We start from the raw sequence: 24467 nt of genomic DNA on the forward strand, positions 1-24467 counted from the left end.
ACTTCCCGACCAGCATGTGAACTCCGCACACGCGTGAACTTGGTTGCAGGCGAGAATGCTACCAAGCCGTGTCCCCCTTTTCCGGTACCACGACTTTCCGGCGGGCACGGTTACGCTGAGAATCGTGACGACGCCCATCGAAAGGACGCCCACCGACGTGTTGGGGCGGGTGAAGAGTTCGGTCAGCACGCTCGGCGTGCGTGCGGCAGGCGCGGCCGTCGACTCCTTGGCCTCGGCGGGACTGCCCGCGGCACGGGCGATCGGCGCCGACCCGGAATCGATCTGGCGGCACGTCGCGGGTTCTCCGAACCTGGTGGGCCGGACCTTCACCAACCCCGAACCGCCGTCGGCCGGGGCGGCGCCCGATCTGCGCGTCGCGCTCGACATGGCCCGTCGACCCGGACGCCCGTCGACTCCCATCCGGGTCGAGCGCCCGACGTTTCCCGACGAGGCACGGGCACTGGCGGTCACCTGGCTCGGGCATGCCTCAGCCCTCGTGGAGATCGACGGGGTGCGGGTGCTCACCGACCCGGTGTTCTCCCAGCGGTGTTCGCCGTCGCAGGTCATCGGGCCCGCCCGGATGCACCGCGCCCCGCTGCCGGCCGCCGACCTCCCACCCCTCGACGTGGTGTTGATCAGCCATGACCACTACGACCATCTGGACATGGCGACCGTGCGCACGATCGCCGACACCCAGCCCGAGGTCACCTTCGTGACCCCGCTCGGGGTCGCCGCACACCTGCTGTCGTGGGGCGTTCCGGCCGAACGCATCCGGCAGGCCGATCTCTGGGAGACCGTGGAGGTCACCGGTCGGACCGGTCACCTGAGCTTCACGTGCGGGCCGGCCCGGCATTTCTCGGGCCGCATGTTCGATCGCGACCTCACCCAGTGGGCGAGCTGGGCGATCGTGGGACCGACACATCGTGCGTTCTTCTCCGGCGACACCGGCTACTCCGAACGCTTCGACGACCTCGGCGCACGACTCGGTCCGTTCGATCTCACGCTCATCGCGGTCGGCGCCTACGACACCCTGTGGCCCGACGTCCACGTCGACCCCGAGGAGGCCGTCGCGATCCACCGGATGGTCTCCGGGTCGGCGGGCACCGACGCCGTCCTCATCCCCATCCACTGGGGCACGTTCTCCCTCGCCCGCCACCCGTGGGCCGAGCCGATCGCGCGACTGCTGCCCAGCGCCGGCCGCAACGCGACCACGGTGATGGTCCCGCAGCCCGGCGGCACCATCGACCTCACCCGTCGGGCGGGGACCGGTCTCACCGATCCGCAGTGGTGGGAAGCCTCGGCGTGAGCGGACTGATCGACACCGGAGCCACCAATCCCGGACTGACCGCCGACGAGGTGGCCGAACGGGTCGCCGCCGGGCAGGTCAACTCGATGCCCGACCGGTCCGGGCGAACCGTCGCCGACATCATCCGCGCCAACGTGTTCACCCGGATCAACGCGATCCTTGGTGTGCTGTTCGCGATCGTCGCGTTCACCGGCTCGTTCATCAACGGCCTCTTCGGTCTGCTCATCGTGGCCAACAGCGGCATCGGCATCATCCAGGAGATCCGCGCCAAACGCACCCTCGACCGGCTGGCCATCGTCGGTCAGACCCGGCCCCGGGTACGCCGCGACGGGCAGGTGCACGAGCTGCCGCCCGCCGAGGTCGTCATCGACGACATCATCGAGGTCGGCGCGGGCGATCAGATCGTCGTCGACGGTGAGGTCGTCGAATCGCTGGTTCTCGACGTCGACGAATCGCTGCTCACCGGTGAGGCCGACGCCGTCGACAAGGCCGCGGGCGACAAGATCCTCTCCGGCAGCTTCGTGGTGTCGGGGTCCGGCGCGTACCGGGCGACCAAGGTGGGCGCCGACGCCTACGCCTCGCAGCTGGCCGCCGAGGCGTCGAAGTTCACGCTGGTGTCCTCGGAGCTGATGTCCGGGATCAACGAGATCCTCAAGGTCATCACGTGGCTGCTCATCCCGGCCGGTGTCCTGACGATCGTCAATCAGCTGTTCATCAGCGGAAACGGCCTGCGTGCGTCGCTGTTGGGCATGGTCGCCGCGCTGGTGCCGATGGTGCCCGAGGGACTGGTCCTGATGACCTCGATCGCGTTCGCCGTCGGCGTGGTCCGGCTCGGGCGCCGCCAATGTCTGGTCAACGAACTGCCCGCGATCGAGGGCCTCGCCCGCGTCAACGTCGTCTGCGCCGACAAGACCGGCACGCTCACCGAGAACGGCATGCGCCTGTCGGAGGTGCGTGGTGTGGGCGACGCCGCCGACACCATCTCGGTCGACGACGTCCTCGCCGCGCTCGCCGCCAACGACCGCAGCCCCAACGCGAGCGTGCTCGCGCTGGCCGAGGCCTACCCGCAGGCCCCGGATTGGCACCTCACCGCCATCGAGCCGTTCACCTCCGCCAAGAAGTGGAGCGGCATGTCGTTCGCCGATGCCTCCGGTTCCGATCGCGGCAATTGGATTCTCGGTGCCCCCGACGTGCTCCTCGACCCCGACTCCGAGCCCGCCACGCTGGCCTCCGACATCGGCGCCAACGGGCTGCGGGTGTTGTTGCTCGGGCACACCGACGTCCCGGTCGACACCGACCCCGATGCCGCGCCCACCGAGAGCCGTTCGGCGACAACCGTTCCCGGGACGCTGACGCCGGTCGCGCTCGTCGTCCTCGAACAGCGGGTGCGTGACGACGCCCGCGACACCCTCGACTATTTCGCCTCCCAGCACGTCGAGGTGAAGGTGATCTCCGGCGACAACGCGCGCTCGGTGGGCGCGGTGGCCCAGTCGTTGGGCCTCGGTTCGCCCGAGTCGGCCGTCGATGCGCGCACCCTGCCCGACGATCCCGCCGAACTCGCCGACGTCGTCTCCGACGGCGTCATCTTCGGCCGGGTGCGTCCCGACCAGAAGCGTGCGATGGTCGCGGCGCTGCAGTCGCGCGAGGACACCGTGGCGATGACCGGTGACGGCGTCAACGACGTCCTGGCCCTCAAGGACGCCGACATCGGCGTGGCCATGGGGTCGGGGAGTTCGGCGGCCCGTGCGGTCGCGCAGATCGTGTTGTTGGACAACAAATTCGCGACGTTGCCGTATGTGGTCGGCGAAGGCCGGCGGGTGATCGGCAACATCGAGCGCGTATCGAACCTGTTTCTCACCAAGACCGTGTACGCGGTGCTGCTCGCGCTGTTCGTCGGCGTCGCCGGGGTGGCCGGCAAGATCTTCGGATTCGCCTCGCTCAGTTACCCTTTCCAGCCCATCCACGTCACCATCTCGGCATGGTTCACCATCGGTGTGCCGGCGTTCATCCTCTCCCTCGCCCCGAACAACGAGCGTGCCCGGACCGGCTTCGTCCGTCGGGTGCTGACCCAGGCGGTACCCAACGGCATCATCGTCGGGCTCGCCGCGTTCATCACCTACGTCATCGTCAATCCCGGCGGGACCGGGGTGGCGTTGGGTGGTGACAGCGTCGATCTCCCGCCCGCGCAGACCCAGGCGGCCACGGCCACCCTGATCTGTCTGATCGCCGTCGCCCTGTACGTCCTGGCCGTCGTCGCGCGGCCGTACACGTGGTGGAAGATCGTGCTGCTGGTCGCTTCCGTCGGCGCCTACGTGATCATCTTCGCCTGGCCGTGGACGCAGCACATGTTCAAACTGGATTCGTCGAACTGGGACATGAACGTGGTCGCGTTCATCGCCGCGGCCTGCGGCATCGTGGGTGTCGAGATCGTGTCGCGGCTGTTGCCGCGTCTGGTCGGGGACCGCGACTCGGGGCACATCGACGGCGCCGAGCGAGAATCGCTGGCATGAGCTCGATGCGGCACCTACACTCGGGGACCGCTTCGCCCGATCTGTACACCGTGACAGACGGTCATCACCCCACCACGAGGAGTTGGTCATGGATCTCAAGGGATTGGTCGACAAGGCCAAGGCCGCACTGCAGAAGAACCCGAGTCTGATCGACAAGGGCGGCGACGCCATCGACAAGGCGACCGGCGGCAAATACGCCTCGCAGGTCGACAAGGCGCAGGACGCGGCCCGCAAGGCCGTCGGGGCCCAGAATCCGGAAACACAGAATCCGGAAGCCCAGAATCCGGAAGCCCAGAAGCCGGATACACCCAACCAGCCGCCGCAGAATCCCGCTTAATTTCCCACTGCGGCCCGCGGGTGTCGGCGATATGCCGACACCGTCGGGTCGTCGGTGAGCCAGAACCGCCACGCGAGATCGGCATTGCGTCGCACACCCACCCGTGGGCCGGCGCTGATCGCTGCGCGGTCGACCTGATGGTCCGCGGGTAGCAGGGTGAGCGAGGTGCCGTCGCCGAGGTCGGCGCCCAGATCGTCCATCGTGATCCCCACTGCGCGGGTCAGGTTGCCCGGACCACGCGCCAGCGCCGACTCGGCGACCGGTGCCGCCCGAACGGCCGCTCGTCGACGATGTGCGCGTGCCGATCCGTCGAGTACCTCACCGGCGCGCAGCAGCACCGCCGAGGCCAACCCGTCGGGCCCGGTCACCACATTGGCGCAGAAATGGCCGTGGATGCGGTACACGTAGAGCCGGTCGGGTGGGCCGTACATGATCTCCGAACGCGCAGTGCGCACGAAGGCGTGTGACGCGGGATCCCGCGGTCCCGCATAGGCCTCGACCTCGGTGATCCGCAGGGTCACGTCGTGCCCGACGAGGACCGCACCGAGCAGGGCTCGGGCCCCGACGGTGGTATCGGGATCGGCGATCGCCGCGGTCAGCCGGTCGCGCCCGGTCGGGCAAGGCTCGGGTCGTCGTCTGTGCACCTGCATCACCGGTTAGGCTTCCACACCATGGCGAAGACGAGCGACTCCATCGACCTCGAGCTGTCACCTGCCGACACCTGGACCGCGGCGTCGGATCTGTCGCGTTTCGACGAGTGGTTGGTGCTGCACGGTGGATGGCGTAGCCCGGTGCCGCAGCCGCACGAATTGCGCAAGGGCCTCAAGGTGACCTCGATCGTCAAGGTCAAGGGCAACCCCGTGCGCATCGACTGGGTCGTCGACAAGTATGTCGAGGGCAGCGAGGTGCGGTTGAAGGGTTCGGGCAAGGGCGGGATCAAGGTCAAGCTCGATCTGTCGGTGGAGCCCAGGTCCTCGGGATCGACGATCACGTTCCTCGTCGACCTCGGTGGTCTGCCGTTAATGGGGCCGATCGGGATGGCGACGGCCAAGGTGATCCACGGTGACCTGCACACATCGCTGACGACCTTCCAGCAGAAGTTCGGCTGAGTTCGACACCAGCCGGATTCAACAACGCCGGATTCAACAACGTCGGGTTCAACAACACAGGGGGAGTGCGCACATGGGGCGGCACAGCAACGAGCCCGCGGACTCCGGGCGCGCGCCCGGCCGACCGGTTGACGGTCAATCCGGCGCTGCCACCGACGACTTCGGTTTCGAGCACCGCAAGGTGCGGTCGTCGCGCCGCGGCGCCCTGCTGTGGGGACTCGGCGCCTTGGTGGTCGTCGCCGCTCTCGTCACCGGATTCGTGGTGTGGCGCACCGTCGATTCGGGGGCCTGTCACGGCGACCGGACGAGCGTGACCGTCGCCGCCGACCCGACGATCGCCTCGGCATTGCGGGATTCCGCGGCCACGGTCTCGGCCAACAGTTGTTACGACTACTCGGTCGACTCGGTGGCCGGCTCTGCCGCCCCGGGTCTGTTGACCAGTGGTGATCAGCGCCCCGATCTGTGGGTGCCGGATTCGCAATTGCAGGCTCGCCGCGTCATCACCCAGGTCCGTCAGGAACTCGATCTCACCTCACCGTCGTTGGTGTCCACCCCCACCGTCGTCGTCGGCAAGAACGTGCCGCAGCTGACCAGTTGGGAGCAGGTCATGAAGCTGCCCGATCTGCGCGCGGGCAGCCCGGTGGACACCAGCAGCGGCGACGCACCGATCGTCGGCGCACTCGCCGAGGTCAATGCCAACAAGCTCACCGAGGATCAACTACTCGAGGGCATGACGGTACTTGCGGTGCAGCAGAACAACGTTCGTCTGACCAATGACAGCGAGGGCACGCGCCTCAATCTGGCGAACGCCTCCGAGGTGCCGGCGGTGACGACCGAACAGCAGTACGTGATGTTCATGCGCACCCATCCGGGATCGCAGCTGAAGTTCGCGATTCCCGCCGACGGCACTGTGCTGCTGGACTACCCGTTGGTGAACACCGCCGGTTCGGCGCGCAAGGGCGACGCCGACGACGCGGGCAAGGCGCTGGCCGCCGGTATCGCGGGCGATGCCGCACAACCGTTGGCCGACGCGGCATTTCGCCTCCCGAACGGAAAGCCCGCCGGCGGGGAGCACCCGTACGGCACGGGTCAGCCGGTGCAGGTGCTCACCCTGCGTGATCCCGCGGAGGTCGACAAGGCGTTGCGACAGTGGCAGGTGCTCGGCGTGCCGATCCGCACGCTCGTCGTCGAGGACACCTCGGGATCGATGCAACAGCGCGTGGGGTCCGAGACCCGGGCGCAGCTGTTGATCGACGCGTCGCTACAGGGACTGAAACTCTTCCCGAACAACGCCGAGATCGGCGGTTGGGCGTTCAGTCAGAACCGCGGCCCGGGCGGCCAGGACTGGGTGTCGCTGGCCGACATCCGTCGCCTCGACGCGCCCGCGGCCAACGGAAAGACCCACCGCGACGAACTCGCCGCCGCGGTGACGCAGGGGCTGGCGCCGCAGAACCTCGGCGGGGCGACGGGTCTGTACGACACCACCCTCGCCGCGTTCAAGCAGGTCCAGAGCACCTACGACCCGACCTACTCCAACAGTGTCATCATCATGACCGACGGCGAGAACGAGGACCCCGGCAGCATCAGCCTCGACGAACTGATCACCGAGCTCAAGAAGCTCGAGGATCCGGCGCGGCCGGTACTCGTGCTCACCATCGGCATCTCCTCCGACGCCGACACCGACGCGTTGAAGCAGATCGCCGACGCGACCGGCGGGACCTCGTACGTCGCCAAGACCGCCGACGACATCTCGTCGGTGTTCGTCAACGCCATCCAGGCTCGCGTGGCGGCCGCCGGCCGCTGATCCGCCGGTGCGCGAAACCGGCAGGTCCCTGCGAGGTTTCTTGGGATACCCTAAGACATCGGCCTCGGGGGAGGCGCCGGACGGTGATCGTGCCCCAGAATGGGGAACCATGACCCGATCAATCCGGACCATGGTCCGCAAAGATGAGTTCGTGACCGTGACCCGCGCGACCGGGGTGGTTGCCGCCGTTGCCGCGCTCGGCCTGGCGACCGCCGCATGCGGTTCCGACGACGCGACCGCCTCCGACACCACCCAGAGCACCGGTGCGGCGGCCTCGGGCACCTCGGCGACCAGTGCCGCCGGCGGCTCCGGCGAGTACAAGAACGGAACCTTCAGCGCCACCGGTCACTACGTCTCCCCGGGCGGCCCGCAGCAGATCGGTGTGACCGTCACGCTCGATGATTCGACGATCACCAAGGTCGATCTGGATCGCAGCCAGACCCGCGGAACGTCGGCCGAGTTCCAGGCGAAGTTCGCCAGCGGGATCAACTCCGAAGTGGTCGGCAAGAACATCGACGATCTCGACGTGCACAAGGTGTCCGGATCGTCACTGACCTCCGGTGGCTTCAATGACGCCATCGCCCAGATCAAGTCGCAGGCGCGCGCCTGATCCGGTGCGTACCGACCCGGTGAGTAGCGACTGGACGTTCGAGGCGCTCGGCACGGTCTGGGCGATCACCACCGACCGGCCGCTCTCGGACTGTGCGCGTGCCGCGGTGGGTGCCGAACTCGATCGCATCGACCGGTTCTGGTCACGCTTCCGTCCGGACTCGACGGTCGCCGAGATGTCCCGCACGGCCGGTCGGTACCGCCTCGCCCGCGAGGATCGATATCTGCTGGAGTGGTATCGCGAGCTCTACGACGCCACCGGTGGTGCCCTCACCCCGCTGGTCGGGCAGATCCTCGACGACGCCGGATACGACGCCGACTACTCGTTGACGCCCGATCGCACCGTTCCCGCGCCCGCGTGGGACGACGTCATCGACTGGGACGGAACCGAATTGGTGGTCCACACCCCTGTCCTGCTCGACGTCGGGGCGGCCGGCAAGGGCTTCGCCGTCGACCGGGTGGCGTCGATCGTCGCCGACCACGCCAAGCGCTACCTCGTCGACGCCGGCGGGGACATGGTGATCTCACCGCGCGACGAACCGGTACGGATCGCGCTCGAACACCCCCTCGACCCGACCAAGGCGATCGGACTCGTCGAATTGACCGGGGGTGCACTGTGCGCGTCTGCGGCCAACCGTCGCGTATGGGGCGACTGGCACCACATCGTCGACCCGACGACGGCCGCCCCCGCCCGTGAGGTCATGGCCACCTGGGTGTACGCGGCCGACGCGATGACCGCCGACGGCCTGGCCACCGCACTGTTCTTCACGGCGGCAACGGAATTGATCGGCCTCGGTGCGCGTCACGGGCCGACGTCGGCACTGTCGGTCGGCTCCGACATCGCCGGGTTCCGGTTCGCCGGCACCGACCTACCCGACCATGTGACGATTCGCGGCAACGGAGTCGTCGAGCACACCTCGATCCCCGGATTGGAGCTGTTCGTATGACGAGTCCGTCACTGCGCAGCAGTCTGTCACCGCGATGGCTGACCATGCATCGCGCGGCGCTGCTCGCGCTGCTCGCACTGGCCGTCGTGTCGTTCATTGTCGCCGCCGTCGACAACGATTTCGCCTACACCCCAGAACAATTGCTGGTGTCTCTGGTGATCGCACTGGCCGTCACGGGCGCCGGAACCTACCTGTGTGCGGCGCTGGTGCGGGTACCGCCGGGAGCGGATTCGTGGGCGATCACGGCGTTGATCCTATTCTTCCTCATGCCCGGTGTCTCGGATGCGCCCTCGGCGGTGTCGATGGTGATCGCCGCGGGCGCCGCGGCGATCAGCAAGTACGTGGTGGTGTGGCGTCGCCGGTTGATCCTCAACCCGGCCGTCGTCGGGGCGATCGCCGCGTACGCGGTCGCCTATGCCGGGGTGAGTATCGGTGGGGTGCCGCTGAGTTCGCCGTTCTGGTGGGTGGCCGCGGAGCCGCTGTTCTATCCGATGCTCATCATCGGCGTCCTGCTGGTGACCGCGTTGCGCGAATGGTGGCTCGTCACGGTCTTCGTGCTGGCGACGCTGGCCACCGTCGGTGTGTTGCAGGTGACGCAGGGCGGTCAGGATCTGCAGTTCGTGTTCGTCTCGTCGCCCACACTGTTCCTCGCGGCCGTCATGCTGCCCGAGCCGTTGACCTCGCCGACCACGCGTATCCACCGGGCGGTGTACGCGATCATCGTTGCGGTGTTGATGAATTGGCAGCAGACCTTCGAGATCACCGACACCTATTCGCTGGAGTTCGTGCCGCAGATCGCGCTCGGCGTCGGATGTGTCTACGCCTTCGTGGTCCGGTTGGTCGCCCAGCGCGGTGCGGGGCGGGCGGTGCTCGACACCCGTGTCGACCGGATCGCCGAGAACACCTATCGGGTTCGCGCGCACACGACCTCGCCGTTGCGGTTCGCGCCCGGCCAGTGGGCGATGGTGTCGGCGCCGCGGTGGTCGGCGCCGTTGTGGCAGCGCACCCGTCGCGTGTTCTCCTACGCCGAGGCGCCGGGGGAGAACCCGGTCGAGTTCGCGTTCACCGTGCCATCGGCGCAGGTGTCCGCCTTCAAGTCCGATCTCGTCGAATCCCGGCGGAGCAGGCTGTATCTCGACGCGACCGGCGGCGATTTCACCCTCGAGCGCCGGGTCGGCCGGCACCCACTGGTGTTACTGGCCGCGGGGATCGGTATCACCCCGTACCGATCGATGCTGCGCACACTGACGCTCGGTGACGGCCGCCCCGACCTGTCGTGGCTGACTGTCGTCCACGTCGTCGGTGCCGCCGAGCGGTCGGTGTACGACGACGATCTCGACATCCTGCGGGCCGCCGGCGCGCGGGTCGAGATCATCGCCGACGCAGGGCTGGCCGCGGGTATCGCCGAACCCGCGGCGCTGGTCGACCTTGTCGGGCGTGCGGTGCACTCCGGGGATGCGCACTACCTCGTGTCGGGCAATCCCGCGTTCGTGCGCACCACCGCCGCCACCATTCGCCGCACTGACACCACAACCCGCTGGGCGTTCTGGCGGATTCGCACCGACGCGTTCCTGGGTTATTGACGGGCCCGGGTAGCGCTCATCCCGGCGCCTGCGCCAGGCGATGCAGCACCGTCACCACCTGGTCGACCACCGGTGAGTGCACCTGGGCGGGTCGTGCGGCGACGAGTTCGACGCTGGTGTGCGGGATGAGGTCGGCGTAGCGCACGCCGGCGATGTCGAGGGCGGCGGTGGGTGCGGGCACGATCGCCACCCCCAACCCGGCGGCCACGAGTGTGACCAGCGTCGAGGTTTCGGCGACCTCGTGGCGGATACGTGGCACGAACTCCGCGTCGGCCCACAGACCCGAGATCACCGAGTTCATCACCGAGCGGCCGTGTCCGGCGTGGGCGATGAGATCGTCGGTCGCCAGGTCGGCGACGGACAGTTCTGTGCGGTCGGCGAGTCGGTGGCTGTCGGGGAGCGCGACGATCAGCCGGTCGGAACGGATCGGTTCGATCACCGCGTCGGTCCCGGTGACGGGCGGTCGTAGCAGCGCGAGGTCGATCCGTCGCTCTTCCAGCGCGGAGAGCAGTTCGGGCGCCAGCATCTCGCCGCGGACCGCGACCTCCACCCCGGGGAGTTCGTCGCGCAGTGTGCGGACGAGTTGCGGGAGCAGCGAGTAGGTGGCCGAGCCGACACACCCGATCGTCAGGTGTCCTTCCTGGCCTTCGGCGATGCGTCGCGCCTGGGCACCGGCGGATTCGACGGCGTCGAGAATCGCGATGACCTGCGTCAGATATGCGGTCCCGGCGGGGGTCAGTTCGACGCGGCGGGTCGAGCGAGTCAGCAGTTCGACGCCGAGTTCGGCCTCGAGCTGCCGGATCTGTGCCGACAGCGGTGGCTGGGCGATGTGGAGTCGTTGCGCGGCCCGGCCGAAGTGCAACTCCTCGGCGACTGCGCGGAAGTACCGCAGGTGACGCAGTTCCATGGGCGCTAGTCTACGACTGTTGATACTTTGCAACTTTCAATAGCCGCTATTTCGGTACTTCAGAATATGAGCGGCGCGGCCTAGCCTCGGAGTATGAGTTCTGGCACCTCACGCACTTCCGCCACCGATGTGGTCATCTGCTCCCCGCTGCGCACCCCGGTGGGCCGGATGGGTGGCGCGCTGGCGCCGCTGACCGTCACCGACCTGGCGACGACACTGCTACGCGAACTCGCCACGCGGACCGGCCTCGGCGAGGGCGATGTCGACGACGTCATCCTCGGACAGGGCTATGCCAACGGCGAGTCACCCGCGATCGGACGCATGGCCGCCCTCGACGCCGGTCTCGGTATCGGCGTGCCCGGCATGCAGGTGGACCGCCGATGTGGGTCGGGACTGCAGGCCGTCCTCAATGGTGCCGCCCAGATCGCCTCCGGGGGAGCCGAATTGGTCGTCGCCGGCGGAGCCGAATCGATGTCGAACGTCGAGCACTATGCGCTCGGCCTGCGGACCGGGGTCCGTCAGGGCGGCGTCGAGCTGATGGACCGCCTCGATCGGGGTCGCCTCACCGCGGGCGGACAATCGCACCCCGTGCCCGGTGGGATGATCGAGACCGCCGAGAACCTGCGCAAGAAATACTCGCTGAGCCGCACCGAGCAGGACGAACTCGCGGTGCGCTCCCACGAAAGAGCCATCGCCGCACACGACGCCGGGCGCTTCGCCGACGAACTCGTGTCCGTCACCATCCCAGGGCGCCGCGGGAAACCCGATACCGTCGTCGACCGTGACGAGCACCCGCGTGCCGACGTCGACCTCGCGAGCCTGTCGAAGCTGCGCGCCATCCGCTCCCGCATCGACCCCGAGTCGACGGTCACCGCCGGTAACGCGTCCGGCCAGAACGACGGTGCGGCGATGTGCGTCGTCACCACCCGCGCCGGTGCCGAAAAGCGCGGTCTCGAACCGCTTCTGGCACTGCGTTCCTGGGCCGTCACCGGATGCGCCCCCGAGGAGATGGGGATCGGACCGGTCGGCGCCACCGCAGCGGCATTGGGCCGCGCCGGCCTGACCCTCGCCGACATGGATCTGATCGAGCTCAACGAGGCCTTCGCCGCACAGGTGCTCGCCGTCCTCGCCGAATGGGAGATCGACCCGACCGACGAACGCCTGAACCCCAACGGTTCCGGGATCTCGTTGGGGCATCCGATCGGCGCGACCGGCGCCCGCATCCTGGCCACCGCGGCGTATGAGGCGCGACGTCGAGACGCCCGCCACGTCCTGGAAACCATGTGCATCGGCGGCGGTCAGGGACTGGCCGCGGTGTTCGAGGTGATCCGATGAGCGCGGTCGAGGTCGCATCGTATGTGAGTGGGCCCGCCGACGCGCCGGTTGTCGTGTTGTCGAACTCGCTGGGCTCCGACCATCGGATGTGGGATGCGCAGGTCCCCGAACTCGAGAAGACCTTCCGGGTGGTGCGCTATGACACCCGGGGTCACGGGGCGTCGCCGGTTCCGCAGGGGCCGTACGGGATCGACGACCTCGCCGACGATCTCGTCGCCCTGCTCGACCGCCTGGGCGTCGAGCAGGCCGCCATCGTGGGTCTCTCCCTCGGCGGGATGACCGCGATGCGGGTCGCCGTGCGTAACCCGGGTCGTGTGCGCAGCCTCGGATTGCTGTGTACCTCACCGTATCTGGGACCGGCGGCCGGGTGGACCGACCGCGCCGCGGCGGTACGCGACGGTGGATCGGTCGCCGTCGCCGACGGCGTACTCAGCCGCTGGTTCAGCCCGGGATTCCTTGCCGACGAGTCGAATTCGGATCGACTGGCCTATTACCGGGACATGATCGCCGCCACCCTGGCCGAAGGGTATGCGGGATGTTGCGAAGCCATCGCCGCGATGGATCAACGCGACGAGATCTCCGCGATCACCGTGCCGACCCTCGCGATCGCCGGCGCCGATGACCCGGCCACCCCGCCGCAGATGCTCGCCGACATCGTCGACGCCGTTGCCGACGGCACGCTGCTCGTCGTCGACGACGCGGCGCACCTGGCCAACGTCGAACAGCCCGCCACCATCACTGCCGCCCTCATCGAACATCTGGAGAAGTCATGAGTATCAACAAGGTTGCCGCGTCTGCGGCCGAGGCCGTCGCCGACATTCCCGACGGCGCGAGTCTCGCGGTCGGCGGATTCGGGCTCTCCGGAATCCCCAGGTTCCTCATCGACGCGCTACTCGCCCAGGGTGCCGGAAACCTCACCATCGTCAGCAACAACTGTGGCGTCGACGGCGCGGGTCTCGGACTCCTGTTGGAGGCCAGGCGAATCGACAAGGTGATCGCCTCCTACATCGGCGAGAACAAGGAGTTCGGCCGTCAGTTCCTCGCCGGTGAGGTGACCGTCGAGCTCACCCCGCAGGGGACGCTGGCCGAACGGATGCGGGCCGGCGGCAGCGGAATCGGCGCGTTCTTCACCCCGACCGGCGTCGGCACCCTCGTCGCCGACGGTGGTCTGCCGTGGCGATACAACTCCGACGGTTCGGTCGCGCTGGCGTCACCGGCCAAGGAGGTCCGCACCTTCAACGGCCAGGAGATGGTGCTCGAGGAGTCCATCGTCACCGACTACGCCCTGGTGCGTGCCGCCGTCGTCGACACGGCGGGCAACTGCTGCTTCCACGCCGCTGCCCGCAACTTTAATCCGCCTGCCGCGATGTCGGGGCGCATCACCATCGTCGAAGCCGAGAAGGTGGTGCAAGTCGGTGAACTCGGCCCCGATCAGATCCACCTGCCGGGGATCTTCGTCAAACGGATCGTCGAGCTCACCCCGGAACAGGCCGCCGACAAGGGAATCGAGCACCGCACCATCCGTGAGCGGCCTGCGGCCGTCTCGGCGTGATCTCCCGAACCGCCCGATCGACTGCCACCCTTTACTTTTCGAGGAGAACATCATGACCTGGACCCGCACCGAGATGGCTGCCCGCGCGGCACGTGAGTTGCGTCCCGGCGACTACGTCAATCTGGGGATCGGGCTGCCGACGCTCATCCCCGATCACATGCCCGCCGATTCCGACATCGTGCTGCACGCCGAGAACGGCATCCTCGGGGTGGGGCCGTTCCCGTACGACGACGAGGTCGACCCTGATCTGATCAACGCGGGCAAGCAAACCGTGTCGGTGCTGCCCGGTGCGTCGTATTTCGATTCCGCCACCAGCTTCTCGATGATCCGCGGCGGTCACGTCGACGTCGCGGTCCTCGGTGGCATGCAGGTGTCGGCGAACGGTGATCTGGCCAACTGGATGGTGCCCGGGGCCATGGTCAAGGGCATCGGCGGTGCCATGGATCTTGTCAACGGCGCCGGACAGGTCATCGTGCTGATGGAGCACGTCAGCAAGAAGGGCGACCCGAAGCTCGTCGCGGAGTGTTCGTTGCCGCTGACCGGCAAGGCCGTGGTGAGCAGGGTGATCACCGATCTCGGTGTCTTCGACGTCACCGGAACGGGTTTCGACGTCGTCGAATTGGCCCCGGGGGTGGAGTTCTCCGATGTGGAGGCCAAGACCGGTGCGCCCGTGGTCGACAAGACCGACACCAATGGTCAGGATCGCGACGCCGCCAACTCCGACCTCGACCGCAGTCCGAGCTTGGCGTAGATGCGGGTGAGGTGGTACTGCACGGTCTTGGGTGAAATGTACAGTTCGGCAGCCACTTCCCGGTTCGACAGTCCGCGCGCGACGAGGGTCGCGACGGCCTCTTCCTGAGGGGTCAGGTCGGTGACGTCACGCTCGGCGCGGTGGGAGGCGCCGGCATGGCCGGTGTGCACCCCGCCCGCCTTCAGCTCCCGATCACACCTCTCGACATACGTTGTCGCACCGAGGGAATGGTAGATCTCGCGCGCGGTGGCCATGACGGTGTCGGCGGCTCGGCGTTTGCCTGCACGTCGTAGCGTCTGGCCGTAGGCGAAGTTCACGCGCGCGAGGTCGTAACGCAACGGCAGGCCCTCCAACAGCTCCAGTGACCGCTCAAATGTCCTTCGAGCGCCGTGGATGTCGCCGGTGGAACCGAGGAGCCGGGCCCGGGCATAGCCGAGTCGTGCTGCCGCCGAACGGTGGCCGCGCGCAGCGGTACGTTCCTCGAACGGTGTGAGCAGGGCGTCGGCCTCGTCGAGTTGGCCGTCGACGACGAGTGCGTTGGCGAGGACGTCGACCCACGGCCACCATCCGGGCTCGACGAGAGCGGGGGTGTCTTTGGCCATCTGCCGCAGAGGTTCGAGGGTGCGGATCACCTTGCCGTAATCGGCGGCGGCCTCGGCGAGTTGCGCTCGCGCGAGCAGCGTCGGTATCCGCATGACCTCGTAGTCGCCGGCCGGTGCCGCCGCCCGGTCGGCTGCGTCGTGGGCCGATGACCAGTCTCCGCGGAGCGAATGAATTTGCGCCGCAGTCCAGTTCAGCAGGGGTGTGGCCAGCTCGATGCCCCCGCGGTCGGCGAGTTCGCGCCCCCGCTCCAGGGTGACGAGCGCGGTGTCCCAGTCGCCGGTGAGGAATTCGACGCGAGCGAGCCACGCCAACGACCAGAGAGAGATCCGGTTGGAGCCGCCGAGAGCGGCCATGGAGACCGCGGTCTCCAGATGGCTTCGGGCGCTGCCGATGTCGTCGATGCCGAGTTCGAGCCAGCCACGCCCCATGGAGACGCGCTGCGCCTGAGGCCCGAAGCGCACGCGTTCGGCGAGGTCGGTGTACGAGGCGACGGCGCCGGTGGTATCTCCCGACCACGCCTGTCCGAGACCACGGATGACCGCGGCCTCGATTCCGGCGGGGGAGTTGTCGCCGGCCATCTCGATGGCGCGATCGGCCCAGTCGACGAGTTCGTCCCCGCGGCAGCGAACGAGATTGTGCAGGACGAAGCGCTGCGCGATCAGTGCAGCAACGTCGGGTTCGCGCTCGAAACTGACTATTCCCCAAGCGCGTTCGAGTCGGAGGTGCGCGTCAGCAGACCGGCCACGCAGGATGGCGAGATATGCCAGGGTGGCGTTGCGCAGCGCGGTCTCTCGCAGGCTCTCCACGATCGGCACATACGACGCCGCGCTCACACAGTCACCTGCGGCCAGCAATGCATCCACCGACAGGGTGGTGCGTTGGTCACTGCGAAGCCGATCCGAGGTCAGACGACCGGCTTGTCGATAGAGTTCGGCGGCCGCAGCCCACTCTCCGTCGGTGGCGCGGGCCTGGGCGAGCGCGTCGAGTTCGTCGGCGAGCGCGGCGTCGGGGACCGGGGTCGCGGCGACACGGTGATTGAGCCGGTGCACCGGATCGGTCACCAGATCGGCGGCGCGGCGATGCATCTCGCCGACGCGACGGATTCCCATCACCTCGAGCACCGCGGCCTGCATCAGCGGTCCGGCGATCCGGGGATGCGCGTCGGCCGGTACCAGAGCGGCCGGAGCCTGGACGAGCCCGGTGCGCAGGGCGTCGTCGAGTGCACCGAGCGGATCGGTGATATCTGCCAATTCGATTGCCACGCCCAGGGACTCGTTCTCGTGGAGGACGCACAGCGCTTCGATGAGTCGGCGGGCGGGCGTGGGGCACGCGTCGAGTTCTTCGCGGACCGAGCTGACGACGTAGCTGGGCGCGGGTAGCGCGATGCCCGCCTGCGACCAGGCTCGTCCCGGTAGCTCGTCCAGCAGGCTCAGTATGTCGCGCGGATTGCCCGCGGTGTGGTGGGTGAGCCTGTCGACAACCGTCGGATGAACCGCTCGTGCGCGGGCCGTGGCCAGTGCGGCCACGGCGTCGCGGTCCAGCCCGGCGAGTGGCATCACATCGGGCAGGAGAGACATCAGTGCTGGCGATTCGTGTGTGGCAGCGAGGAGCAAGAGGTGCGTCTCGTGCTCTTCGCCGATGACTTCGGTGAGTTCCGCCGTGTCGAGGTCGTCGGCGTCGTCGATGGTGCGAATCGACAGGTCCTGCTGCGCAGCGAGTTGCGCGACGCGACGCAGCAGCGTGCTCTTGCCGATGCCGGACGCGCCGGTGACCAGGAGGTAGGACGTCTGCGTCAGCTGAGCTGCGCGCTCGAGGATCTCGCCGACCTCGCGATCACGACCGATACAACCGGCCTCGATGATCATCTCCACATCCTAGTTGCGTCCCCTCCGGGGGAGCGGATGTTTCACCCAAGGGCCGTGGCACCCTTTCCCCGACGACCGGGCCGCCCTTCCCCCCGATGGTCGAGGCTTTACTCCCGGCGGTCGAGGACCTCACCCTGGGTGCTCGAGAGCCCTTCCCCCCGATGGTCGAGGTGTCTTTTCCTGGTGGTCGAGGTGTCCCCCCGATGGTCGAGGTGTGAGGCGCGTGCGCCGAGCCTCGAGACCCGTTGAGCCACAGCTGGTTCCACCCCACAGCAAAACCCCGTCACCGCGGGTAGGTGACAATCACCTGCCCCGTCCGTCGGTTCCGCCACTCCACCCGCCGATCCAGGAGGAGCGTCGGCACCCACTCGGCAAGATGCTTGCGTTGGTGATCGGCCCGACACAGCGGGATGAGGTCGCCGAGCACCGTCCAGCCTCCGGCTTCGGGGTCGGTGTGGTTGAAGGGTCGCCAGTGGTCGAGGTCGCACTGGTGTGACGGCATGCCACAGTAGGGGTATCGGCACCAGGCGTCGTTGGCGAGCACCTCAGCGCGCAGTGTGGCGCTGGGTGCATACGTCAATGCCCCAGGGGGTGGCACGGTGTGACCACCGTGCCCGGTCGGATCCGCGGGCGGGGCCTGTGCGCGGTCGGAGATCTGCGGGATCAACGGCCCAGCCGTGCGTACGGATTCGGGGTAGTGGATGGTCTTCGCTACATCGGCGAGGGTCGTGGCGTAGTCGGGGTCGATCGGCCCGTATCCCTGCAACCGCGGCACGAGAATCCCGTCCGGGTCCTTCAACACCGTCAACACAGGTGCGCCGGGCACGACCAAGGCCCGTCCGAACGCCACCGGCACCTCATCCGGCGTCGGTGGATTCATCGGGTCGGCGATCCCGGGTTCGGCGACCGGCTCCACCAACTCGACGTCGGGAGCGTCGGCGTCGATAGGTTCGGGGAGCAGGTCGTCCCACGCTGCGGCGTCGTCGGCGTCGGCGGGTGTTTCGGCCGACCCGTTGCTGTCGGTGCCGCTACCTCGTTTCGGGCAATCATCTTGTCCGCATGCGCAGTCGAGGTGCGCTCCGGGCACGCCGGTGATCTCTCCGAGGGCGATCACCCGCAGCGATCCCACGCGGCGCGGGTCTTTGCGGCAGGTCCGTTCATCGACCAGGGCGTTGATCTGGGTGGTGAGGAACACCCCGTAGTGCGCGGGGACGACTGCATCCAGAGCGGAGTGTCCGGCGACATCGGGGGTGATGGTGACGTTTCCCACCAGGTCGGTGATGGTGTCGCGGTCCTCGATCACGCTGTCGGGGTTCATCGAAATCAGTGCGGCGTCGAGTTGCTGCGAGAGCACAGGGTCGGTGGTGGCCCGGGACCCGTAGTCCAGGACGATCTCCTCGAACGACATCCCGGACTCGTCACCGCCGTTGCTGTCGCTGTCGGTGTCGGTGGTGTCGATGTTCTGGCCGCGTTGGGCGGCGCGCGCCATGATCGAGGCCCGATTCGTCGAGAGTTCCCCGTTCAGGTAGGCGGCGCGGATCAGGGGAAACTTCTCTAACAGATCCGCCAGCGCTATCCAGCTCCCGGCTTTGCTGCGGGAGACCGTGAACTGCAACGACACCTCGGCGCGGCCGAGTCTCTCGGCATGTTCGATCACCGGCCCCCACACACCGGTCTCGGGCCGCCCGGCCAGATGCTCACGAAACACCCGCTCCGCCAACGCGGCGGCAGCCAGGACCGTCCGGGCCTCGTACTTACGCGATTGACGCAACAACTCAGGGCCGGTCTCGGTGAGCTCATCGCGCGACATCGATGCGATCGCGGCAGCGTCGGCATCCGGATCGGTGAACGTCAAAGTCGTCGACATCCGAAACCTCCCCTCCCGCGGTCGGACTTGATGAGAACAAGTGTACGAAGGGGTACCGACAAAACCGGCCCGACGAACGCCAGACCGGAGAAATCTGTGGACAACCATTTTTCCACTCGTCGAGAGGGCGTCGATGTGCTTGCGATACTTGTCATCTCACCAGGGTCTCGAGGCTCGCCGCATGCGGCTCACACCTCGACCACCGGGGGAAGGAGCCGTTCTACTCCGATGGTCGAGGTGCCGAGGAGCGCCAGCGACGAGGCCTCGAGACCCCGCTCGCCGATGAGTATCCGCATCCCCTGTCGAGCCGAACCAGCACCGGCGCAAGCGGTCTCGAGGCTCGCCGCACGCGGCTCGCACCTCGACCACCGGGGGAAAGGATGAACGCCGGACGGTGGAAGGGCTCGATGACCCGGGGGAGGTCTCGACCCGGCGGGGCTACCCCTGATCTCCGCCGGCGACCGGCAGGACCGATCCGGTGATGTAGGAGGCTTCGTCGGAGGCGAGAAAGCAGATGGCGGCGGCCTGCTCGTCGAGGGTGCCGTACCGTTTCAGCAGCGACGAGGAGATTGTCTGCTCGATGTGAGCGTCGAACCACTGTTGCTGTGTCTCGCTCTGCGGGGTGGGCGTGCCACGGGAGATCCGCCGCGGCGGGGCCTCGGTGCCACCAGGAGCGGTGGCAACCACACGAATACCGTTGTCGGCGTATTCCATTGCCAGCGATGCGGTGATCGCGTTGATGCCGCCTTTGGCTGCCGAGTACGGGATGCGATGGATGCCGCGGGTCGCCGCCGACGACACGTTGACGATCACACCCGATCCGTGGGCCACCATCGAAGGCAGAGCTGCTCGGCACGCGTAGAGCGTCGTCATCAGGGACCGATCGATCTCGGCGCGGATCTGTTCGTCGGTGAACTCGACGAACGGTTTGAAGTTGATCGCACCGCCCACGTTGTTGATCAACACATCGACCCGGCCGTATGTCTCGATCGCGGTGGCGACGACAGATGCTGCGCCGTCGTAGGTTTCGAGATCAGCAATACTTCCGACGGCCTGGCCGCCGAGATCGGTGACGTCGGAGACGAGTTCGTCCACGAGTTCCGATCGGTCGACACAGACGACGCGACCGCCCTCGGCGCCGATGCGCCGTGCGGTGTGTGCACCGATACCCTGCGCGGCGCCGGTCACGATCACCACCTTGCCGGCGAAACGACCCGGGGTGATGAAACGTGGCCGCCGCGAGGCCATCTCGTCGGCCATGGCGCGTCGCATCGTCTGCTTGGACCGCTCGGCATGTGCGGAGATCAATCCGCGGGCCCGGTCGCGGTTGCCCGACGCGAACGCCTCGACGATGTCGATGTGGTCCTGCGCGCACAACGGATGACACCACGTCGCATTGCGCAGCACCTCGCCCATCCGGCCCTTGACGCCGAGCGCCTGGTAGGCGGCGAGCAGATGATCGTTGCCGGTGAGTCCGAACAGGTAATCGTGGAACGCGGCGTTGGTCTCGGTGTATTCTGCGGCGTCGACGAACGAATCCCCCTTGACGTAGGGCAATGTCGCCTCGGCGAGCAGCCGGTAGCCGGCCAGCTGGCGACTGGTCATCCTGCCGAGAGTCAGCTCCAGCGCACCGAGTTCGAGCGCCGCGCGCGCCTCGAACAGCGCATCGGATTCGTGGATACCCGGGTGTTCCTCGCCGATTTCGTAGCCCTGCTCGGTGACGGTGGGCACGGTCTCGACGACGGGTTCCGTCTCGGCCACCGTTTCCGTCTTGTCAACCGGCACAGCCTCGGTCAGCGGCGCGGTCTCGGCCTCCGCGAAGACCGTCTGTCCGGCGATGCCCCGAGCCTCGCTCGCGGCGAGCAGGTCACCGCCGTCCGGGTCGAGATCGTCGCCGGCGCCGTGCGCAGTCCACACCTGCTGACCGGCGATACGTGCGATGGCGCCGTCGTCGACGAGCGGGGCGGCATGTTGTTCGTGAGGGCCGATGTCGCGCGGTGCGAGCGCCTGCTGCCCGGCGATGCCACGGGCGTCACGGGCGGGGATCACCGGGTCCTCGTCGACAACCACAGCGATCGACGAGATGTCCTGCACTGCAGAGTCATCGCCGCCATCGATGGAGATGCTCTCCTTCGCGGCTGCGGGTACCGCAAGCGCGAACTTCTCGTAGTAGAAGCCGACCGGCTCGATAACCGCGTCGGCCACATGGGCGCGGACGGACTCGACCATCGGCGGCGGTCCGCACAGGTAGATCGCGACATCCCCGTCGTAGAGATGCTCGGGTCGGATCAGGGTCATCACATAGCCCTTGTTCACCGCCGAGCTGTTCGGGTCGGAAACACAATGGTCCCAGGTGAATCCCGACAGTTCTCGCGAGAAGTACTCGATCTCGTCGCGCGCGACCAGGTCGGTGTCGGTGGAGACGCCGTAGATGAGATGCACCTTGCGGGCGCTGTTGTCGTCGTGCATCTTTCGCAGCATCGACAGGATCGGCGCGAGACCGGTGCCGCCGGCGAGCAGAAGTACCGGCCGGGTGGCCTCACGCAGGAAGAACGAGCCGTGTGGGCCGGTGAAGCTGATCTCGTCGCCACGCTGCGCCCGATCGGTCAGATAGTCCGACATCGCGCCGCCGGGCGTGAGCTTCACCATGAAGATCAGCCGTTCCTCGTGCGGCCCATTGGCAAACGAATAGGACCTCCGCAGTGGCTGACCGGTCCCATTGCCATCGGCGTCGAGTGCCTCGGTGCCCGGTACGGCAATGTTGACGTACTGTCCCGGCAGGAATGCGAGATCGCCGCGGTTACCGATCCCGATGCCCACGCGCATCGTCGATTCCGACAACCGCTCGAGGCTGACGATGGTGCCGGTGAAGTCGCCCGCGGCCGTCTTCGCGATGTCGGAGGTCGCGGCGATCTGCAGGACGAGATCGGACTGTGGCTTCATGCAGCACGGCAGCGCATAGCCGTCCGCGCTCTCGGCCGCCGACAGCGCATCGTCGATGTAGGTGCCGCCGTCGTACTCGCCGGATTCGCAGAATGCCTTGCAGGTTCCGCATGCCCCGTCGCGGCAGTCGAGTGGGATGTTGATCCGTTGACGGTAGGAGGCGTCGGCGACGGTCTGATCCTCGCGGCAGGTGACGAACCGGGTGACCCCGTCCTCGAAGGTCAGTGCCACCTGGTGAGTGGGAGCCTGGGCGCCGGTCGGAGGACTCGCCGACGTCGGCTGGTCAGTGGTGAGAGTCATTCTGGCACCCGCCTTCTCAGAAGTGGTAGACGTCCACCACGTGGTGGATGTAATCGTTCTTGAGTACGACGGTCTTCCGACGGATCAGCGGTGACTCCCCGGAGAAGTCGATGGTGTAGAACGAGGTGCCGTAATACGGGTCGACCGTGTGATACCGGAAATACATCGTGTGCCAATTGAATCGGACGTCGACGAGATCGCCGCGCCGTTCGATGACCTCGACGTTGCTGATGTTGTGACTGGTGCGCGGCTCGGGAAGTGAAGTCGCCGAGGAGCGTTCGGTGCGAATCCGGAACACCCGATCCTCGAGGCCGCCCTTGTTGGCGTAGTAGATGAGTGAGATGTCGCGCTGAGGGTTCTCGACCAGACGGTCATCGTCGTCCCACGCCGGCATCCAGTAGACGACGTCGTCGGCGTAACACTCGAGCCACTTCTCGAACTCGCGGTCATCGAGGTAGCGGGCCTCGCGGTAGAGGAACTGCTCGATCATGTTCTGGGTGATCAGCGTGGTGCCAGGCTGGGTGGATGGAGACGGGGTGGACAGGGATTCGGTGGTCATTGGGATCTGCCTTCTGCGAACGAAAGTGGGCTGGGAGGTCGGCTCGTCGCTCACGCCTGACGCGTGGCGGCCTCTTCTTCGGCGACGGCGGCACGCATGGTCTCCAGCCAGTAGCCGTGCTGGACGGGATAGAGCCCCTCGTCCTCGTTCTTCTTTCCCGCCGAGACGATCTTGGTCATGCCCAGGCTCTGCGCCACCGGGTCGGGGCCCGAGAGCCAGTGTTGCGCACCGCGGCTCATGTCGTTCCACGGTGCGGCAGTGGCGCGGAAGGTCAACTGGCAGGAGCGGAACTCCTCGAGATCGTCCGGGGTCGCCATACCGGAGGCGTTGAAGAAGTCCTCGTACTGACGGATGCGGTGTGCGCGGGCGGTGTCGCTCTCACCCTTGGGTGCGATGCAGTAGATCGTCACCTCGGTCTTGTCCGGCGCGATCGGCCGGAAGTGGCGGATCTGCGTCGAGAACTGGTCCATCAGATACACATTCGGGTACAGGCACAGATTGCGCGACCCCTTCACCATGAACTCGCCCTTGGCGTCGCCGAACTTCGCCTTGAGCTCGTCCATCTTGTCCCACAGCGGACGGTCCTGCGGGTTGGCCGCCCACGTCCACAGGCACAGGTGTCCGTGCGGGAACGACCAGTACCCGCCGCCGGACTTGCCCCACCCGCCCGCGTCGAGGGCCTTGGTGTCGTTCTTGGATTCGCCGGTGTTGCGCCGTGAGGTCGTCGCCGCGTAGTTCCAGTGGGTCGCCGTCACGTGATAGCCGTCGGCGCCGTTCTCCGCCTGCACCTTCCAGTTGCCGTCGTAGGTGTAGGTCGACGAGCCGCGCAGCACCTCGAGGCCCTCGGGTGACTGGTCGACGAGCATGTCGATGACGGTGCGCGTGTCGCCGAGATGCTCCTCGAGTGGCAGTACGTCGGGATTGAGGCTACCGAACAGGAATCCGCGATAGTTGCCGAACTTCGCCACCGTGGTCAGATTGTGAGAACCGTTGACGTTGAACGTGTCCGGGTAGCCGGCGCCGTCGGGATCCTTCACCTTCAGCAGGGTGCCGTCGTTGCGGAAGGTCCACCCGTGAAACGGGCAGGTCAGCGTCATCCGATTGTCGGTCTTGCGGCGGCAGATCATCGCCCCGCGGTGTGCGCACGCGTTGATCAGGCAGTGCAGCTCGCCGTCCTTGCCGCGGGTGATCATCACCGGTTGGCGACCGATGTAGGTGGTGAAGTAGTCGCCGGGGTTGGCGACCTGGCTCTCGTGGGCCAGATAGATCCAGTTGCCCTCGAAGATGTGGCGCATCTCGAGCTCGAAGATCTCTTCGTCGGTGAAGATGCGTCGGTTCGCCCGGTAGATGCCGGCGTCGCGATCGTCGATGACGGCCTCGGACAGTACCGAGCGGACGTGCTCCGACGGTGCCGCGGGAACGACGGTCGAGAACGCCTCGGGAGTCGAGTGGTCGGGCCGATCGGTGACGGTCATGGCTACCTCCTGGGTGTGGGCTGTGTTTCGACTCTCGCAGCACGTGTCACCCATCACACCGGCATTAACCCCAGTCCTGACCCGGCATCCGATTGATAAACAGAT

At 67.3% G+C, this 24467-nt stretch carries 19 protein-coding genes; 12 read left to right on the plus strand and 7 right to left on the minus strand.

All coding sequences use genetic code 11. The features are described from left to right. The first annotated feature begins 124 nt into the window (after positions 1–124). The 3 genes from QNM97_RS03335 (at position 125) to QNM97_RS03345 (ending at position 4153) form a co-directional block, all read left to right on the plus strand. Positions 125–1306 carry an MBL fold metallo-hydrolase gene (locus tag QNM97_RS03335; protein WP_283821577.1) on the plus strand — a complete coding sequence of 394 codons (1182 nt, stop codon included), beginning with the start codon at positions 125–127 and terminating at the stop codon, positions 1304–1306. Beyond that, a complete protein-coding gene (locus tag QNM97_RS03340; RefSeq protein WP_283821578.1) occupies positions 1303–3816 on the plus strand; it encodes an HAD-IC family P-type ATPase in 2514 nt (837 codons plus the stop codon). Before QNM97_RS03335 ends, QNM97_RS03340 begins: the two co-directional genes overlap by 4 nt. A gap of 88 nt (positions 3817–3904) precedes the next feature. Further along, a complete protein-coding gene (locus QNM97_RS03345; protein WP_283821579.1) occupies positions 3905–4153 on the plus strand; it encodes an antitoxin in 249 nt (82 codons plus the stop codon). Here QNM97_RS03345 and QNM97_RS03350 read toward each other — a convergent pair. Then, on the minus strand, positions 4150–4803 hold the full coding sequence (locus QNM97_RS03350; RefSeq protein ID WP_502874984.1) for a DNA-3-methyladenine glycosylase: 654 nt from the start codon (positions 4801–4803) through the stop codon (positions 4150–4152). The two genes, QNM97_RS03345 and QNM97_RS03350, sit on opposite strands and share 4 nt — an antisense overlap. 21 nt (positions 4804–4824) lie before the next feature. On the opposite strand from QNM97_RS03350, the gene QNM97_RS03355 reads away from it, so the two are divergent. From QNM97_RS03355 to QNM97_RS03375, 5 genes are all read left to right on the plus strand, one after another. Further along, entirely contained in the window at positions 4825–5262 is a 438-nt protein-coding gene (locus tag QNM97_RS03355; RefSeq protein ID WP_208792403.1) for a type II toxin-antitoxin system Rv0910 family toxin, read from the plus strand. A gap of 73 nt (positions 5263–5335) precedes the next feature. Further along, a complete protein-coding gene (locus tag QNM97_RS03360; protein WP_283821581.1) occupies positions 5336–7066 on the plus strand; it encodes a substrate-binding domain-containing protein in 1731 nt (576 codons plus the stop codon). 109 nt (positions 7067–7175) lie between these two features. Continuing rightward, complete coding sequence (locus QNM97_RS03365; protein WP_208792401.1) at positions 7176–7676, plus strand: FMN-binding protein; 501 nt, start codon at positions 7176–7178, stop codon at positions 7674–7676. A gap of 4 nt (positions 7677–7680) precedes the next feature. Beyond that, entirely contained in the window at positions 7681–8622 is a 942-nt protein-coding gene (locus QNM97_RS03370; RefSeq protein WP_283821583.1) for an FAD:protein FMN transferase, read from the plus strand. Beyond that, positions 8619–10205, plus strand: a complete 1587-nt coding sequence (locus QNM97_RS03375) for a ferredoxin--NADP reductase (protein ID WP_283821584.1) — start codon at positions 8619–8621, stop codon at positions 10203–10205. The genes QNM97_RS03370 and QNM97_RS03375 overlap by 4 nt, the downstream gene beginning before the upstream one ends. Positions 10206–10221: 16 nt before the next feature. Here the strand turns inward: QNM97_RS03375 and QNM97_RS03380 are convergent, their stop codons facing one another. Beyond that, positions 10222–11112 carry a LysR substrate-binding domain-containing protein gene (locus QNM97_RS03380; protein ID WP_283821585.1) on the minus strand — a complete coding sequence of 297 codons (891 nt, stop codon included), beginning with the start codon at positions 11110–11112 and terminating at the stop codon, positions 10222–10224. A 93-nt stretch (positions 11113–11205) separates the two neighbouring features. Between QNM97_RS03380 and QNM97_RS03385 the strand changes: the two genes are divergently transcribed. From QNM97_RS03385 to QNM97_RS03400, 4 genes are read left to right on the plus strand one after another with little or no spacing between them, the layout of a single operon-like run. After that, the gene (locus tag QNM97_RS03385) at positions 11206–12447 is read left to right on the plus strand and encodes an acetyl-CoA C-acetyltransferase (RefSeq protein ID WP_283821586.1); all 1242 of its coding nucleotides are present in this window, start codon (positions 11206–11208) and stop codon (positions 12445–12447) included. Further along, the gene (pcaD, locus tag QNM97_RS03390; protein WP_283821587.1) at positions 12444–13220 is read left to right on the plus strand and encodes a 3-oxoadipate enol-lactonase; all 777 of its coding nucleotides are present in this window, start codon (positions 12444–12446) and stop codon (positions 13218–13220) included. The genes QNM97_RS03385 and pcaD overlap by 4 nt, the downstream gene beginning before the upstream one ends. Continuing rightward, complete coding sequence (locus QNM97_RS03395; RefSeq protein WP_208792395.1) at positions 13217–13999, plus strand: CoA transferase subunit A; 783 nt, start codon at positions 13217–13219, stop codon at positions 13997–13999. Before pcaD ends, QNM97_RS03395 begins: the two co-directional genes overlap by 4 nt. Positions 14000–14051: 52 nt before the next feature. Further along, positions 14052–14750 (plus strand): CoA transferase subunit B, encoded by a 699-nt coding sequence (locus QNM97_RS03400; protein ID WP_283821588.1) that lies wholly within the window; start codon positions 14052–14054, stop codon positions 14748–14750. Here QNM97_RS03400 and QNM97_RS03405 read toward each other — a convergent pair. The 5 genes from QNM97_RS03405 to benA all read right to left on the minus strand — a co-directional run bounded on the left by QNM97_RS03405 (position 14696) and on the right by benA (position 24362). Continuing rightward, positions 14696–17218 carry a helix-turn-helix transcriptional regulator gene (locus QNM97_RS03405; RefSeq protein WP_283821589.1) on the minus strand — a complete coding sequence of 841 codons (2523 nt, stop codon included), beginning with the start codon at positions 17216–17218 and terminating at the stop codon, positions 14696–14698. The two genes, QNM97_RS03400 and QNM97_RS03405, sit on opposite strands and share 55 nt — an antisense overlap. A gap of 283 nt (positions 17219–17501) precedes the next feature. Continuing rightward, a complete protein-coding gene (locus QNM97_RS03410) occupies positions 17502–19085 on the minus strand; it encodes an HNH endonuclease signature motif containing protein (RefSeq protein WP_283821590.1) in 1584 nt (527 codons plus the stop codon). A 438-nt stretch (positions 19086–19523) separates the two neighbouring features. Beyond that, on the minus strand, positions 19524–22328 hold the full coding sequence (benC, locus tag QNM97_RS03415; RefSeq protein ID WP_283821591.1) for a benzoate 1,2-dioxygenase electron transfer component BenC: 2805 nt from the start codon (positions 22326–22328) through the stop codon (positions 19524–19526). A gap of 16 nt (positions 22329–22344) precedes the next feature. After that, a complete protein-coding gene (gene benB / locus QNM97_RS03420) occupies positions 22345–22887 on the minus strand; it encodes a benzoate 1,2-dioxygenase small subunit (RefSeq protein WP_283821592.1) in 543 nt (180 codons plus the stop codon). Between the two features lie 50 nt (positions 22888–22937). Beyond that, on the minus strand, positions 22938–24362 hold the full coding sequence (gene benA / locus QNM97_RS03425; protein ID WP_283821593.1) for a benzoate 1,2-dioxygenase large subunit: 1425 nt from the start codon (positions 24360–24362) through the stop codon (positions 22938–22940). Positions 24363–24467 lie beyond the last annotated feature (105 nt).

Origin of the sequence: Gordonia sp. L191 (genome assembly GCF_030077625.1) — a bacterium.
Taxonomy (GTDB): Bacteria; Actinomycetota; Actinomycetes; order Mycobacteriales; family Mycobacteriaceae; genus Gordonia; species Gordonia polyisoprenivorans_A.

Excerpts from the sequence above, each read along its gene's own strand:
- QNM97_RS03345 (WP_283821579.1), top strand. The coding sequence starts at position 3,905 with ATGGATCTCAAGGGATTGGTCGACAAGGCCAAGGCCGCACTGCAGAAG.
- QNM97_RS03350 (WP_502874984.1), bottom strand. The coding sequence starts at position 4,803 with ATGCAGGTGCACAGACGACGACCCGAGCCTTGCCCGACCGGGCGCGAC.
- QNM97_RS03355 (WP_208792403.1), top strand. The coding sequence starts at position 4,825 with ATGGCGAAGACGAGCGACTCCATCGACCTCGAGCTGTCACCTGCCGAC.
- QNM97_RS03360 (WP_283821581.1), top strand. The coding sequence starts at position 5,336 with ATGGGGCGGCACAGCAACGAGCCCGCGGACTCCGGGCGCGCGCCCGGC.
- QNM97_RS03365 (WP_208792401.1), top strand. The coding sequence starts at position 7,176 with ATGACCCGATCAATCCGGACCATGGTCCGCAAAGATGAGTTCGTGACC.
- QNM97_RS03375 (WP_283821584.1), top strand. The coding sequence starts at position 8,619 with ATGACGAGTCCGTCACTGCGCAGCAGTCTGTCACCGCGATGGCTGACC.
- QNM97_RS03380 (WP_283821585.1), bottom strand. The coding sequence starts at position 11,112 with ATGGAACTGCGTCACCTGCGGTACTTCCGCGCAGTCGCCGAGGAGTTG.
- QNM97_RS03385 (WP_283821586.1), top strand. The coding sequence starts at position 11,206 with ATGAGTTCTGGCACCTCACGCACTTCCGCCACCGATGTGGTCATCTGC.
- pcaD (WP_283821587.1), top strand. The coding sequence starts at position 12,444 with ATGAGCGCGGTCGAGGTCGCATCGTATGTGAGTGGGCCCGCCGACGCG.
- QNM97_RS03395 (WP_208792395.1), top strand. The coding sequence starts at position 13,217 with ATGAGTATCAACAAGGTTGCCGCGTCTGCGGCCGAGGCCGTCGCCGAC.
- QNM97_RS03400 (WP_283821588.1), top strand. The coding sequence starts at position 14,052 with ATGACCTGGACCCGCACCGAGATGGCTGCCCGCGCGGCACGTGAGTTG.
- QNM97_RS03405 (WP_283821589.1), bottom strand. The coding sequence starts at position 17,218 with ATGATCATCGAGGCCGGTTGTATCGGTCGTGATCGCGAGGTCGGCGAG.
- QNM97_RS03410 (WP_283821590.1), bottom strand. The coding sequence starts at position 19,085 with ATGTCGACGACTTTGACGTTCACCGATCCGGATGCCGACGCTGCCGCG.
- benC (WP_283821591.1), bottom strand. The coding sequence starts at position 22,328 with ATGACTCTCACCACTGACCAGCCGACGTCGGCGAGTCCTCCGACCGGC.
- benB (WP_283821592.1), bottom strand. The coding sequence starts at position 22,887 with ATGACCACCGAATCCCTGTCCACCCCGTCTCCATCCACCCAGCCTGGC.
- benA (WP_283821593.1), bottom strand. The coding sequence starts at position 24,362 with ATGACCGTCACCGATCGGCCCGACCACTCGACTCCCGAGGCGTTCTCG.